General features: G+C 65.3%; 13 protein-coding genes and 1 pseudogene. 9 read left to right on the forward strand and 5 right to left on the reverse strand.

Annotated features, from left to right (window positions below):
• Positions 1-150: 150 nt before the first annotated feature.
• The 6 genes from QJT78_RS43155 to QJT78_RS43180 all read left to right on the forward strand — a co-directional run bounded on the left by QJT78_RS43155 (position 151) and on the right by QJT78_RS43180 (position 5147).
• Complete coding sequence (locus QJT78_RS43155; protein ID WP_281460616.1) at positions 151-402, forward strand: hypothetical protein; 252 nt, start codon at positions 151-153, stop codon at positions 400-402.
• Positions 399-815 carry a hypothetical protein gene (locus QJT78_RS43160; protein ID WP_028153364.1) on the forward strand — a complete coding sequence of 139 codons (417 nt, stop codon included), beginning with the start codon at positions 399-401 and terminating at the stop codon, positions 813-815. Before QJT78_RS43155 ends, QJT78_RS43160 begins: the two co-directional genes overlap by 4 nt.
• Positions 816-817: 2 nt before the next feature.
• A complete protein-coding gene (locus QJT78_RS43165) occupies positions 818-1939 on the forward strand; it encodes a tryptophan 7-halogenase (protein WP_264653541.1) in 1122 nt (373 codons plus the stop codon).
• A 10-nt stretch (positions 1940-1949) separates the two neighbouring features.
• A complete protein-coding gene (locus tag QJT78_RS43170) occupies positions 1950-4157 on the forward strand; it encodes a multicopper oxidase domain-containing protein (RefSeq protein ID WP_028153366.1) in 2208 nt (735 codons plus the stop codon).
• Positions 4158-4188: 31 nt separating this feature from the next.
• Positions 4189-4836 carry a DJ-1/PfpI family protein gene (locus QJT78_RS43175; RefSeq protein WP_028153367.1) on the forward strand — a complete coding sequence of 216 codons (648 nt, stop codon included), beginning with the start codon at positions 4189-4191 and terminating at the stop codon, positions 4834-4836.
• A gap of 119 nt (positions 4837-4955) precedes the next feature.
• On the forward strand, positions 4956-5147 hold the full coding sequence (locus QJT78_RS43180) for a hypothetical protein (RefSeq protein ID WP_028153368.1): 192 nt from the start codon (positions 4956-4958) through the stop codon (positions 5145-5147).
• A gap of 58 nt (positions 5148-5205) precedes the next feature.
• Here the strand turns inward: QJT78_RS43180 and QJT78_RS43185 are convergent, their stop codons facing one another.
• The gene (locus tag QJT78_RS43185; RefSeq protein ID WP_028153369.1) at positions 5206-5430 is read right to left on the reverse strand and encodes a hypothetical protein; all 225 of its coding nucleotides are present in this window, start codon (positions 5428-5430) and stop codon (positions 5206-5208) included.
• A 261-nt stretch (positions 5431-5691) separates the two neighbouring features.
• Between QJT78_RS43185 and QJT78_RS43190 the strand changes: the two genes are divergently transcribed.
• Positions 5692-6006: a DUF1476 domain-containing protein gene (locus tag QJT78_RS43190; protein ID WP_028153370.1), complete on the forward strand. Its 315-nt coding sequence runs from the start codon at positions 5692-5694 to the stop codon at positions 6004-6006.
• A gap of 16 nt (positions 6007-6022) precedes the next feature.
• On the opposite strand, the gene QJT78_RS43195 is transcribed toward QJT78_RS43190, so the two are convergent.
• Entirely contained in the window at positions 6023-6613 is a 591-nt protein-coding gene (locus QJT78_RS43195; RefSeq protein ID WP_028153371.1) for a TIGR00645 family protein, read from the reverse strand.
• 162 nt (positions 6614-6775) lie between these two features.
• On the opposite strand from QJT78_RS43195, the gene QJT78_RS43200 reads away from it, so the two are divergent.
• Positions 6776-7066: a hypothetical protein gene (locus QJT78_RS43200; RefSeq protein WP_028153372.1), complete on the forward strand. Its 291-nt coding sequence runs from the start codon at positions 6776-6778 to the stop codon at positions 7064-7066.
• Positions 7067-7097: 31 nt separating this feature from the next.
• Here QJT78_RS43200 and QJT78_RS43205 read toward each other — a convergent pair whose 3' ends face one another.
• Positions 7098-7226 (reverse strand): hypothetical protein, encoded by a 129-nt coding sequence (locus tag QJT78_RS43205; protein ID WP_264653540.1) that lies wholly within the window; start codon positions 7224-7226, stop codon positions 7098-7100.
• Positions 7227-8031: 805 nt separating this feature from the next.
• On the opposite strand from QJT78_RS43205, the gene QJT78_RS43210 reads away from it, so the two are divergent.
• Positions 8032-8964 carry a septal ring lytic transglycosylase RlpA family protein gene (locus QJT78_RS43210; protein ID WP_049807918.1) on the forward strand — a complete coding sequence of 311 codons (933 nt, stop codon included), beginning with the start codon at positions 8032-8034 and terminating at the stop codon, positions 8962-8964.
• Between the two features lie 68 nt (positions 8965-9032).
• Here the strand turns inward: QJT78_RS43210 and QJT78_RS43215 are convergent, their stop codons facing one another.
• Positions 9033-13565: an IPT/TIG domain-containing protein gene (locus QJT78_RS43215; protein ID WP_281460617.1), complete on the reverse strand. Its 4533-nt coding sequence runs from the start codon at positions 13563-13565 to the stop codon at positions 9033-9035.
• Positions 13566-13640: 75 nt separating this feature from the next.
• A pseudogene (locus tag QJT78_RS53295) lies at positions 13641-13769 on the reverse strand (hypothetical protein); the annotation flags it as partial.
• Positions 13770-13839 lie beyond the last annotated feature (70 nt).

A 13839-nucleotide genomic window follows, 5' to 3' on the forward strand; every position in this document is an offset into this window, starting at 1 on the left:
ACGCCCTCCCGACGCAACGACAAAACCGTAAAGCCCCGCGTTCAGCATAACCCGGCAGGAATCCACTTAAATCCAGCGGGGCGCTGTCCAAACAACCGGGGCCAGCTCTAGAAGACCTGGACCACGCTGTGGTGGCCGGCGCATCGGCCGTTGCAGTCGTTCGAGATCGCCTCGGTTTCGAACGGAAAGCCCAATTACGTCTGGACGACGTGGAGCCGCGGCGTCCCGCAGACGCCGGTCGGCGACCTCAAGATGGTCACCGAGTGGTCGTTGCTCGGTTTCATCGTGCGCAATCCCTACGAGCCGGCCGTAAAGCCCGCCGACAGTTATCAAGGGCCCAAATACATCAGCGTCGAGCGAACAACCGGGTCGAGGCCCGATCCCAAAAGCGAGGCATCATGAGCGACAATCCATTCGTCGGACATTGGACCTATCGCAGCCTGCTCAATGACCCCGACGTCAACACGGCCTTCAACAATCTCGAATTCGGCCGCGGCACGATCGAGATCGCGGACGGGCCGATGCAGCTGCTGACCGGCACGATCGGCGGCCCGGGCTGGTCGCTCGCGCTGAAGGGATCGCGCGCCTATGGATCGCCGATGCAGGTGCGTTTCCAGGGCACCGGCGTCGTCGGCGGCGAGGAATGGATCTACGATTATTGGGGCTCGCTGGTGCCGGTCTGGCCCAATGGCGTCGACCAGCGCCCGGCCATCGTCGGTTCGGTGATCCGGACCATCCCGCACAGCGGCGGCTCGCCCGGCACGGTGGCGCCAGCCGGCGTCGTGGCGTCGTTCTACGCAGTCCGGGCCGACTGACCTTGGCCGCGTTCGACATCATCGTTGCAGGCGCAGGTCCAGCTGGAACGGCCGCTTCCCGCGCGCTTGCAATGTGCGCGCCGGAGCTTCGAGTGGCCGTGATCGCGCCGTCCGAGCGGCGCGGGCGAGGCGAAGGACGGGGCGAGATCTTGTCACCGCTGGTCCAGCCGGTGCTGCGGCAGCTTGGTCTGTGGCCGACTTTCCTGGCGCAGGGCTTTGCGCCATCGCACCGCACGCTCACCTCCTGGGACCAGGCCGGCCTGACGGCGAGCGAATTGTTGCTGGAAGCGCGCGGGCCGTCATGGCGCGTTGACCGCCGCGCGTTCGATGGCTGGCTCACGGCGGCGGGGTGCCCGGCGGCCGAGCGCGTCGATGCGAAGGTCTGTCATCTCGCGCGCGAGGCGGACGGTTGGTCGGTCGTTTGCGACGACGGCAACAGCCATTCGGCTCGGCTGATCATCGACGCGACGGGCCGCGCCCGCGCACTCGCCGACCGCCAGGGGGCGCGGGCGAAAGCGCAGGACCGCCTGATTGCGGCCTATGCCGAGGCGACGACATCGGGACCGGCCGCACCGGAACTGGTCGTCGAGGCCTTTGAAGACGGCTGGTGGTACACGATGGCACTCGACCAGGGCAGGCGCGCCTTTGCCTGCATGACCGATGCCGATCTCGCGCGTGGCCTCAGGCTGAACACGCCGGACGGCTGGCGCGCAGCTCTCGCCAGGACGCAATTCGTCTCGGCGCTCGCGAGCAAGATCATTCGGCTCGAACCACCCCGCTTGATCCCTGCGGGCAGTCGGTACGCCGCAACGACTGCCGGCTTCCATTTTCTCTGCGCAGGCGATGCCGCAAGCGCTTTTGATCCGATCTCGGGCCACGGCGTGGTCAAGGCCATGCGCTCGGGCGTGTTCGCCGCCTACGCCGCCTGCGATTGCCTCGCGCGCGGTGATGCGGCCGCTCTCGATCGCTACGGGGCGTGGGTCGCGCGCGAGGCCGCGGCCTACGCGACGACGCTGAGCGAACACTACGGCAGTGTTTCGCGCTGGTCCGAGCGGCCATTCTGGCGGCGTCGGCATGCCGACGCGCCTTCACGCAATCCTTCGAGCAGTCTTCTGGAACAGTAAGGCGGACAACATGATGAAGAGCTTCGCGCGAATTGGTCTTGTCATCGCCGCGCTGGGACCGAGCCTTCCAGCATTCGCGGCGCCGGTTCCCCGTGCTTTCGAACCGCCGCCGACGCTGCCCGGACAGGGCAATGTCGTGGCCCTGGAGGCCGCCGTGGCGCCGGCCGTCGGCGGTTGCCGGCCGCAAGGATCGATCTCGCGCAGCGGCTCGATCGTCTCGGTGGTGCTCAACTTCGTGCGCGGCCGCTTCTTCATCAACAACCCGGATCCGACCGATCCGCAACCGGATGGCCTCGACCCCGTCGAGCTGCGCTCCTATGGCGGCTGCAAGTCGGGTCCGGCGATCTTCGTCAAGCCCGGCGATACGTTGCGCGTCGACCTGGTCAACCAGCTCGCGAAGGACGACCCGAGCTGTCTGCCCAATCCGCCGGAGGGGCTGGGCTTGCCGGCGTTGGTCGGGTGCTTCAACACCACCAACCTGCACACGCACGGCCTGCACGTTTCGCCTGCCGGCAACAGCGACAACGTGCTGCTCAACATCGCCCCGCAGACGAAGTTTCCGTATGAGATCAACATCCCCAACGACCATCCGGCGGGGACGTTCTGGTATCACGCCCACCGTCATGGCTCGACGGCAGTGCAGGTGGCGAGCGGCGCCTCGGGCGTGCTGGTCGTCAAGGGCGAGCGTCCCTATACGCCGCCGTCGCCGCAGAACCCGAAGCCGATTGCCGATATCGACACGGTACTGCATGACGTCAACGGCGCCCCGTTCAAGGAGCAGCTCTTCCTGTTTCAGCAGATCGCCTATGCCTGCTTCGCCAACCAGCCGAACCAGCCCGGCGGCCCGTGGCAGCAGATCTACACCACGCAGGGACTCTACAACGCCAGCAGTCCGGCGAATATCGCCAACGCGCCGTGGACGTGCCCGCTGGCGACCTCAGGCAATCCGGTAAGCCCCGGCGTGGTCGAGAACTTTGGCTTGCAACTGGACTCCTCGTCGATCTGGGACACCAATGGCCGCTTCACCAGCGTCAATGGCATCGTGCAGCCGACGCTCACCGTGCCGGCGGGCGAGATCCAGCGCTGGCGCTTCGTGCATGCCGGCATTCATGACACGATCAATATTCAGCTCGTGCGGGCTACGCCGGTCGGCACAACGAACCTGATCGCGACCTCGGCGCTGAGCGGCAACCGCCAGCAGCAGAAGGCCGATCTTCTGGCCGCCTGCAACGCCTCGACGGGCACACTGATCCCGCAGTTCGAGATCGCATCCGACGGTCTGACCCGGACCAAATTGCGCACTGTGCACGCCTCGCAAGTCGGCGGCGTGCTTGAATCGAACTACATGCAGCCCGGCTATCGCAGCGACGTCCTCGTCGTATTCCCCTCGGACGGTGACTATTGCCTGCTCAACCAGGCGGCGCCGAAGGCAGAGCGCGTGTCCAACGGCAATGGCGGCGGGCAGGGGCCGACGACCCCGCAATTGCTGGCCTACGTCCATGTGCGCGGAGGCCAGCCCGTGACCGGCGACCTGCAGGCCTATGTCGGCAAGGCGCTGTACGATGCCAATCCGACGCTGCCGGACGCGGTTCGCACCGGGCTGCGTGACGGCGATCTGCGCCCGTGGGCGCCATTCGAAAACCTTGCGCCGCCGGCTGCCGGCAGCCAGCAGCAGCAGGCGGCCTTCGCGATCAACTTCCCGGCCTTCACGGTCAACAACGCCTCGTACGATCCCGACGTGGTGAACTTCACGCGCGAGGTCAACACCACGGACGATTGGCTGCTGTCCGCGCAAGGCGAACCGCACATCTTCCATATCCACGTCAATCCGTTCCAGGTGATCGACGTCACCACCACCAACACCAACGGTCAGCAGATCTCGATCTACAATCCCGACGGCACCTGCAAAGCTGACATCGTGTATGCCGACAAGCAGCAACTGGCCAACCAGTATTGCGGCATGTGGCACACATTCCGCGACACGATCATCGTCGAGAACAACTACCAGATCCGCGTCAGGACGCGGTATGACCGCTACATCGGCGAGTATGTCCTGCATTGCCACATCCTGGACCACGAGGACGCGGGCATGATGGCCAACATCGCGATCGTTCCCGACCTCAACGCGCCGGGCGGCGGCCTCGGGATGGCGGGGATGCGTCATGCCAAGCAGCCGACGGCGACACCCGCGGCGACGCCCGTAGGCCACAAACATTGATCGTCACAGGAAGCAGGGAGGATTACGCGCGATGAAGATCGGCATTCCCGTCTACGACGGCGTCGACATGCTCGACGTCGCCGGCCCCTTCGAAATGTTCGACTGGGCAGACTTCGACGTCGAGATCGTCGCGGCAAAGCCGGGAATGAAACGGTTTCGCAACCGGGGATTTCCGTTCGAGGTCGCAAAATCCTTTGCGGAATGCACCCAATATGATGCCGTCTGGATTCCCGGCGGCGATCCAGTCGCGCTCACCGAGATCATCAACGATCCGCACCGGACCTACGTCCAGTTTCTGACCAAGCAGGCCGCCGGTGCGAAGTACATGTGCTCGGTCTGCGAGGGGGCGATGCTGTTCGCGGCATCGGGTCTTCTCGACGACCACTGGGCGACGACGCACTGGGCTTTCCTGGACTGCTTCCCGACGCTGTTCCCGAAGGTGAAGATTGCCGACGGACATCCGCGCTTCGTGCTGGATCGCAATCGCCTGACCGGAGGCGGAATATCTGCGGGCCTCGACGAGGCGCTGATGTTGATCACGCTGCTCGGAGGCACGGAGCTGGCGCGCGAGGTTCAGCAAGATACCCAATACTATCCGGAGCCGCCCGTCCGCAGCGCGATTCCCGCGGCACCGCAGTGCCCTCTCCCAGGCGTCAAACCGCCGGGGTCGACGCAATAGGTCCGGCGGACCGACGAGTGCATCATCTAACTATCTGATATGTTGAGACTTCAATCGACCGCGTCGGCCTGCCTGGTTCAACTCGTGGAACCGTTTCGCTGCCTGCGCGTTGTCTCCGCATGACCGAAGACCTTTCCTTCCGACGCAAACCCTTGACCCCTGAGCAGCGCCAGGCTCGTGATGCCGCACGCCGGATCGAGGCCGAAAAGGCCATGCGCGATCACGAAGAGGCGCAGAAGGCGTTTTACGCCAACAAGGAACGGCTGAGGGCCGAGCGGCTCGCGCGCGAAGCGGCCGAGGCGAAGGGCTGACCGAGCGCTGTCACCGCCGGCAATCTTCTGAAGCGATCTGCCAACCGGAGACCGGCGGCTAATGCCGGTTGGACATTCCCGTTGCGCTCAAAGCCAGCTTGAGCGCCTGGACGGCGCCGGCGAACGCGCCGCGGGGCGCTTGCGCCTCGATCGCCTCGGCCGCGATGCGACAATCGTCGGCGACCTTGAGCAACCCGCTTCGCGCGAGATCCATGGTGGAGAGGGCGGCCTGCTCGAGGCAGACCCGTTCAAGCCGTCGAAACTCCCGCAGCTCTTTGTTCATGCGTCAGCTCTCGATGTCCCCCGGCCTATCCGGCGCCGAGTCTGCTTAACGGACGGTAAACATCTGTGCCTAGCCGATTTGGCTGGCGCGGCGCTGGTGCGTGCCGTGCCCACGCCCGGGCTGCGGCGCACCACCGCGCAGGCTTGACGGCCTCGGCCTTCCGGGAGGAAGATTCAAATGATCCTAAACTGACGAGAACCACGGAGACGTTCGCTCCCAGCCAGTCCGATTCTCCTCAGCGAAAACGCATTGGAGCTGACCATGACCACGTTCGACAAGCGCGAGCAGGGCTTTGAGGCCAAATTCGCCCATGACGAGGAATTCATGTTCAAGGCCACGGCCCGGTCCAACAAGCTGCTCGGGCTCTGGGCCGCGGGCCAGCTCGGGCTCAGCGGCGATGCGGCGGCAAGCTACGCAACGGCGCTGGTGACGGACAATCTGGAGAGCCAGACCGACGATGTCGTGGGCAAGGTGTCTGGCGATCTTGCCGCCAAGGGCGTCGCGCGCGAGCAGGTCGCGCAGAAGCTTCAGGAGTGCCTGCACCAGGCGCTCGCGCAGCTCGAAGCAGACAAGTAGAAGGCAGCCTCGCGCCTCACTCGGCGTGCCTGCGCATGCCTGAATCGCTGAGCTTGTCGACGAAGGCGATGCCGAGCGCCGAGACGATGAAGGTGAGGTGGATCAGCACCTGCCACATCACGCCAGTCTCGGTAAAGCCGGCGCGGTTCGAGCCGAGATTGCCGGCCTCGATGAAGGTCCGCAGCAGCGCGATCGAGGAGATGCCGATGATCGCCATGGCGAGCTTGATCTTCAGAACGCTCGCATTGACGTGGCCGAGCCATTCCGGCTCGTCGGGATGCCCCTGGAGGTCGAGCCGCGAAACGAAGGTTTCGTAGCCGCCGACGATGACCATCACGAGCAGGTTGGAGATCATCACGACGTCGATCAGCGCCAGCACGCTCATCATGATCTGCTGCTCGGTGAGGTCGATCGCGTGCCAAGAAAGATGCCAGAGCTCCTTGAGGAACAGCACGATGTAGACGCATTGCGCCCCGATCAGTCCGAGATAGAGCGGCAGTTGCAGCCAGCGCGAGCCGAAGATGATCATCGGGAGCACGCCCAAACGCGGCGTCGGCGGGCGGGGTTCGGTGCGCAGTTCGGACTCGGGTCCAGGCTCAACCGACATTCAGGCAGCATCCTCGCGAGCTGAGATGATCTCGCTTTCATGTAACCCGACAAGATGGCCGGCGGAAGACGGCCAGGCCGCCGGCTGCGGCCGACAGATCGCGCAGTCTCGTGCTACCGTGCTGAACGGCCAAAGAGCCAGGGCTTGAATCGGGAGGCGGGGGTGTCTTGGAGCGGCTTCGGCAAAGGGCTCGGCGGCATCGCGGTCGCCGTCGCAATCGTGGTTGGCGCCGGTGGCGCGGAGGTCTCGGCGACACCGCTGACGCCGTTTCGCTACGAGGCGCAGGCGCAACGTCATTGCCCCCACGACCAGGTGGTCTGGCTCGATTTCAGGAAAGGCGTCTATTACGGCAAGGGCCAGAAGCGGTATGGCCAGGGTTTTGACGGCAGCTTCGTCTGCCTGAGCGAGGCCCGCGACAGCCTCTATCGCCGCTCGCTATTGGGCCTGCGCTGAGCTGCGCGTGATTCGGAAGTTTGGGGGGCGGCTATTTCCGGCCCGGCAGCTTCACCGGCACGTGCGGGGAGGTGCTGATCACCCGGGGACTTCCGTCAGGATAGGTGCGGTCGCCGCGGATCAGCGATTCCAGAACCAGAAAAAATTTCTCAGAAAGCATTTGCGTCACCCTCGTTGGTGATGGCCTCTTGAAATGAGTCGAGGCGCCGAACGCAGAAATTCAATCAACTAAACGGGAGCGGGGCAATACCGGACAGCGCTGTATGCTGCATCGCGGTGTAGTTGTGGTTAGAAAGAAGGAGAGCGGTGGTGATGCTCAGCCGAAAGCCAGTGCCACAAGGCTCGAGCAGAGAAGAACCAAGCCGCCGGCGGTCAGTGCCAGGAAGCCATCGGATACGAAGTCATGGTTGCGCATGGGACACCTGTCGCTCTCGTGTTCGATGCTCGGTCGGATCGATTAAAATTGTCCGAACGTGCCGTCTTGAAAGAGGTGATCCTTGCCGTCCGCGCGAATGCCCTCAGGCTCTCGTGCGGTAACCTTCAAACGCATGAGCCAGGAAGATCCCCGCGCTTACCAGACCCATCAGTGCCGAAACCGTCTCGATCATCGTCAAATTCCAGTTCGCCCCTGCAACCGAGAAAACGCGTGCGGCCTTGCACAGTCAAAAGAATTCCAGTGAGCCACAAGACAATGGGGGTGGAGTGAGGATTTGGCGCAACAGAATGTCCAGGAGTGGCACAGAGCAGGGTGCCTACGCTCCGTAGATCAACGGGGGAGAAGCGAACGTCCCGTTTACCATCCCGGCGTGAACGCTGTGGGCTCCCCATTTCCGCCGTGTTCGGGTTGCGTTATCCTTACTGCTTCCGACGCGGTGGTGGGCCGCCTCGGATTATGGGACCGGATAGCGCTCCCCCGTAGCCAAAGCGGGTTGGGTACGCCTCCGGCGAAGTGGTATTTGGGGCACATGGGGATCCGACGGTCAGATTCGGTTTTGCGGGCCGCGCGCGGTGTTGCGGCGGTCGCGACCTGCCTCGCGCTCGCCAATTGCGCCTCCTCGAACAAGTTCGCCAGCCGGGTCGATCCGAAATACGGCGTGTCCTCGAGCCCGCGGGTCGTGGCGTTTGGGGATCCGGTCCCGAAAGGCGGCGGCACCTACCGCGTCGGCAAGCCCTATGTCGTGGCCGGCCGGACCTACGTGCCGGAGGAGGACGTCAACTACCGCGCCGAGGGTATGGCGTCCTGGTACGGCGACGATTTCCATGGCCGCCTGACCGCCAATGGCGAAGTGTTCGACATGACTTCGCTGACAGCGGCGCATCCAACCCTGCCGATGCCGTCCTATGCGCGGGTGACCAATGTCTCGAACGGCAAATCGCTGATCGTGCGCGTCAACGACCGCGGACCCTATCACGGCAACCGGCTCATCGACGTCTCGAACAAAGCGGCTGAACTCCTTGAATTCAAAGGCAATGGCGTCGCCAAGGTCCGTGTCGAGTATGTCGGCCGGGCGCCGCTGGAAGGCTCCGACGACCGCCAGCTGATTGCGACCCTGCGCACCGGGATCCCGGCGCCGTCGCCCTCGATGGTGCGGGTCGCGTCGGCAAGGCCCTTCGTGCCGGAGCTGCCATCGTCGAACCGCGGCGCCATTCGCGGCGAGGTTCCGACGCCGGAGGGGCGGCCCTACAATCTCGGCAACACCTCCGCCGACATGGCGTCGCTCAACGCGACCTCGGAGATGTCGGCCTCTAGCCGCAGCCGGGGCCGTGGCCGGGCGCTCCAGAACGCGCGCGCCGTGTCCTATGACGAGGATGGCCGCTACGCGACCGAGAACGCGCCGTCATCGGCCGACGGCGCCGCCGAGGCTCGCAGCATCCTGAGCGGCCGCGGCCTTTACTAAGCAGGTACTCCAAGCCGGCAAATCCGGCGAGCGGCGTAGCGCCGCTGGCCCGTCGTCGCGCCCAGGGATCAGAATGGGATGCGCGCGCGTCCCGTGAAAGTCCAGATCTGCGTGTTGCTGCCGATGCCGCCGAGTTCGGCGCCGAAGCCGACCGTGGTGCCGCTCGCCAGCCTTGCGCCGATGCCGCCCGTGACGCGGGCTGACCAGCCCTGGAGCAATGGTGTCGAAGCGAGCGGGATGCCGCCCGCAGCAACGATCGCGGCCGCATCGTCCTGCGTGAAGTAATAGTCGGCAAAGACGCCGGCGTAGGGCACCAGCAGCACGCTATCGAGCCACGGTATGCGGTAGGAGACCTTGTTGCCGGCAGACGCGCGGCCGCTCGAGAAGGTGCGGGCGGCCTGCTGGGTGCCGAGCGAGTCGACATAGGCGTTTTCCCGCTCCCAGATCGCGTAGACCTTGGCCGACGGTTCGATATTGAAATTGGCCCAGCTGTAGCTGCCGGTGAAGCCGGTCGCGAATATCCAGCGATTGCCGTTGAAATTGCCCTGGGCCGTGCCGGCGGTGCCGTCATAGCCGATGCCGGAATAGGTCACGGCCACGTCGTAACGCAGCGTCGGGATGATCTTCCAGCCGAGATAGGCGCCGACGGTCCAGCCGTCGCCCTTCAGCTTTCCGTTGATGTCGGTCTGGGTGTAGCTGAAGTTCTCGTAACCGCCGGTCACACCGACCAGCAAATTGGGTCTCGCCCGGTAGGTCAGTCCGGACAGCAGGTTGATCTGCTGGCCGAAGAGCGTGGCCTGGGTTGCACCCTGACCGACGTTGCCGGACGAGCCCCATTGATCGATGCCGCTGCCGCGCACGTCAATCCAGAACAGCCAGTCCTTCTGCTCCCTGAAGCGCGCAGCCGGTGCCTTGGTCGGAGCCGCCCGATCGATCGCGGCGAAGGCGTCATCGATCCGCGAGGAGCCGCGCCCGCGGCCGCCGGTCCGGCCGGAGCCGCCGTCGCCCGAATAGGCGTTCAAACTTTGAGAACCGGGCTGCTGACCGGATTTGGGCTTGTCGTCCTCATCGCCGTCGGGCGCTGCGGCGAAATTGACGCGCAGCCCGCCCGCGCCTGGCGTGATGTATTGCCCGCCGTCGCTGAACCCTTCGGAAATCGCGGTGTCAATCGAACCGGAGATCGCCTGTCCCGAGCTCTGCGCCACGATCTTGGTGACGTTGAGCTGGAGGGCGCGCAGCTTGGCGCTGTCGGCGGGAATGTCGACCGACTGGTTCAGGGCCGGTGAGGTCGAGGCGTTGAAGGCCACACTGCCGTTGTAGGTCGCCGTGATGCTGTGATTGCCGACGGCGAGCGTGGTCGTGGCAAAGGTGGCGACGCCGGCCGACAGGGTAGACGTGCCGATCGGCGTGCCGCCGTCGTTGAAAGTGACTGTTCCCGTCGGCGTTCCGCCCAAGCTGCCCACCTTGGCCGTGAACGTTACAGACTCGCCGTAGCTGCTCGGACTCTTCGACGAGGTGAGCTCCGTGGTGGTCGTCGCGGACAGATAGGTGAACCTGTCTGCCGCCGAGGTCGGCGACGTACCTCCGGCCGTCGTCACGGTGACATCGACCGTGCCGGCGCCGGGCGGCGAGGTTGCCGTGATCGACGTTGCCGAATTGACCGTGAAGCTGGTCGCGTTGTTGGCGCCGAACTTCACTGCGGTGGCGCCGGTGAATCCGGTCCCCGTGACCGCCACGGAGGTGGTGCCGATCGCGGATCCGGAACTCGGTGAGATCGAGCTGACCGTCGGTGCCGGTGTGTAGCTGAATTGATCTGATGCCGATATCGGTGATGTTCCGCCCGGCGTCGTCACCGTGATATCGACCGTGCCGGCGCCGGCCGGCGAGACCGCGGTGATCGAGGTTGCCGAATTGACAGTGAAGCTGGTCGCATTGGTCGCGCCGAACTTCACCGCGGTGGCTCCGGACAACGCGGTGCCCGTGATGGTGACCGACGTTCCGCCGGCGAGCAGGCCCGCATTCGGCGCAACCGACGTCACCGCCGGCGTTGCGGCGTAGCTGAACTGATCCGCGGCTGATGTGGCCGACGTTCCGCCCGGCGTCGTGACGGTGAGATCAACGGTGCCTGTGCCGGCGGGAGAGGTCGCGGTGATCGAGGTCGCGGAATTGACCGTGAAGCCCGTTGCGTTCGTCACCCCGAATTTCACGACGGTCGCACCGGTGAAATTGGTGCCTGTGACCGTCACCGACGTGCCGCCGGCGAGCGGGCCGCCCGTCGGGGAAATCGACGTCACGGTCGGCAAGGCGAAATAGGTGAACTGGTCCGCTGCTGACGTCGGCGATGTGCCGCCTGATGTCGTTACCCTGACGTCGACGGTGCCGGTGCCGGGCGGCGATGTCGCGGTGATCTGGGTTGCCGAATTGACTGTGAAGCCAGTTGCCGCCGTTGCCCCGAACGTCACGGCCGTCGCGCCGGTGAAATTGGTGCCCGTGATCGTCACCACTGTGCCGCCGCCCGCCGGCCCCGACGTCGGCGAAAGCGACGTGACGGCTGGCGTGGCGATATAGATGAACTGGTCGGCGGCGGAGGTGGCCGAGGTGCCGCCCGGATTGGTCACGCGGAGGTCGACGGTGCCGGTACCGGCGGGTGACGTTGCGGTGATTGATGTTGACGAATGGACCGTGACGCTCGTTGCGGCGGTTGCGCCGAATGTCACTGCGGTGGCACCGGTGAATCCTGTGCCCGTGACCGTGACGACCGTGCCGCCCGTCTGCGGACCCGCAGTCGGCGAGATCGAACTGACGGTCGGCGCGGCGGCGTAGGTGAACTGGTCAGCGGCGGACGTTGCCGACGTTCCACCTACCGTCGTTACCCTGACGTCCACGGTGCCGGTCCCGGCAGGCGATGTCGCAGTGATCTGGGTTGCCGAATTGACGGTGAAGCCGGCCGCCGCCGTGGCGCCGAACGTCACCGCCGTTGCACCTGACAGATTGGCGCCGGTGATCGTGACCGTCGTGCCGCCGCCCAGGGGGCCGCCTGTCGGCGAAATCGACGTGACCGAGGGAGGGCCGGCATAGGTGAACTGATCAGCGGCCGAGATCACGGACGTTCCGCCCGGCGTCGTGACCCTGACGTCCACGGCGCCGGTCCCGGCCGGCGAGGTCGCGGTGATCGAGGTCGCGGAATTGAACGTGAAGCCGGCCGCGGCCGTACCGCCGAATGACACGGCCGTGACGCCGGTGAAATTCGTGCCTGTGATCGTCACTACCGTGCCGCCCGCCTGCGGGCCGGCGGTGGGTGAGATCGAGGTGACGGTCGGGGAGGGAATATAGGTGAACTGGTCCGCTGCAGATGTTGCGGACGTACCGCCGGCTGTCGTCACCCTGATGTCGATCGTGCTGGTTCCTGCTGGCGACGTCGCGGTGATCTGGGTCGCCGAATTGACCGTGAAGCCAGTCGCAGCCGTTGCTCCGAACACCACGGCCGTCGCGCCCGAGAAGTTGGTGCCGGTGATGGTTACGGTGGTGCCGCCAGAGCCCGGACCGGAGGTCGGCGAAATCGAAGTGACCGTCGGTGCCGGAACATAAGTGAATTGATCGGCTGCCGACGTTGCCGATGTTCCGCCCACGGTCGTCACCGTGATGTCGACCGTGCCAGTGCCTGCGGGCGCGGTCGCGGTGATCTGGGTCGCCGAATTGACCGCGAAACCGGTTGCCGCTGTTGCGCCGAACGTGACCGCAGTTGCTCCGGAGAGGTTCGTGCCGGTGATGATCACGGTTGTGCCGCCGGTCTGCGAGCCTGATGTCGGCGAGATCGATGTCACTGTTGGCGGAGCAGCATAGGTGAACTGATCCGCAGCCGAGGTCGCTGATGTCCCGCCCGGTGTCGTGACCCTGACGTCAACAGCACCGGCTGCACCCGCCGGTGAGGTCGCGGTGATCGATGTCGCTGAATTGAAGGTGAAGCCGGCCGCCGCGGTCCCGCCGAACGTCACGGCCGTGACTCCGGTGAAGTTGGTTCCGGTGATCGTCACCGACGTCCCGCCGGCCGCCGGACCTGTGGTCGGGGAGATCGAGGTGACGGTGGGAGCGGCAATATAAGTGAACTGGTCCGCCGCGGATGTTGCCGACGTCCCGCCGGGCGTCGTCACTCGGATATCCACGGTGCTGGTCCCGGCCGGAGATGTCGCGGTGATTTGGGTCGCCGAATTGACGGTGAAGCCGGCCGCGGCCGTTCCCCCGAAAGTCACGGCCGTCGCACCTGTGAAGTTGGTGCCGGTGATGGTCACGGTGGTGCCGCCGCCGCCCGGGCCCGACGTCGGCGAGATCGAGGTGACGGTGGGCGCAGCCGCATAGGTGAACTGGTCGGAGGCCGTGGTTGCGGACGTTCCGCCCACAGTCGTCACTGTGACGTCGACCGTGCCAGTCCCTGCGGGCGATGTCGCGGTTATCTGGGTATTGGAATTGACCGTGTAGCTCGCAGCATTGGTGGCGCCGAACTTCACGCCGGCAGCACCAGTGGTCGTGCTGAAGTTCGTGCCGGTGATGATCACCGATGTTCCGCCACCGGCTGGACCTGATGTCGGCGCGATCGAGGTCACCGTCGGCGCGGCGACATAGGTGAACTGGTCCGCCGCCGACGTCGGCGATGTCGAGCCGTTGGTGACGGTGACATCGACGGTCCCGGCGGACCCCGCCGGCGCCGTCGCCGTGATCTGCGTATTGGAGTTGACGGTGTAGCTCGTCGCGTTGGTGGCGCCGAACTTAGAGCTGGCCCCGGTTGTTTGGACAGCGCCCCGCTGGATTTAAGTGGATTCCTGCCGGGTTATGCTGAACGCGGGGCTTTACGGTTTTGTCGTTGCGTCGGGAGGGCGT

Source organism: Bradyrhizobium sp. Mp27 (assembly GCF_029953005.1).
In the GTDB taxonomy this organism is placed as follows: domain Bacteria; phylum Pseudomonadota; class Alphaproteobacteria; order Rhizobiales; family Xanthobacteraceae; genus Bradyrhizobium; species Bradyrhizobium barranii.

Bases quoted from the DNA above. Each gene is read 5' to 3' on its own strand.
- QJT78_RS43205 (WP_264653540.1), bottom strand. From the start codon at position 7,226: ATGCTTTCTGAGAAATTTTTTCTGGTTCTGGAATCGCTGATCCGCGGC.
- QJT78_RS43180 (WP_028153368.1), top strand. From the start codon at position 4,956: ATGACCGAAGACCTTTCCTTCCGACGCAAACCCTTGACCCCTGAGCAG.
- QJT78_RS43195 (WP_028153371.1), bottom strand. From the start codon at position 6,613: ATGTCGGTTGAGCCTGGACCCGAGTCCGAACTGCGCACCGAACCCCGC.
- QJT78_RS43210 (WP_049807918.1), top strand. From the start codon at position 8,032: ATGGGGATCCGACGGTCAGATTCGGTTTTGCGGGCCGCGCGCGGTGTT.
- QJT78_RS43185 (WP_028153369.1), bottom strand. From the start codon at position 5,430: ATGAACAAAGAGCTGCGGGAGTTTCGACGGCTTGAACGGGTCTGCCTC.
- QJT78_RS43175 (WP_028153367.1), top strand. From the start codon at position 4,189: ATGAAGATCGGCATTCCCGTCTACGACGGCGTCGACATGCTCGACGTC.
- QJT78_RS43160 (WP_028153364.1), top strand. From the start codon at position 399: ATGAGCGACAATCCATTCGTCGGACATTGGACCTATCGCAGCCTGCTC.
- QJT78_RS43190 (WP_028153370.1), top strand. From the start codon at position 5,692: ATGACCACGTTCGACAAGCGCGAGCAGGGCTTTGAGGCCAAATTCGCC.
- QJT78_RS43170 (WP_028153366.1), top strand. From the start codon at position 1,950: ATGATGAAGAGCTTCGCGCGAATTGGTCTTGTCATCGCCGCGCTGGGA.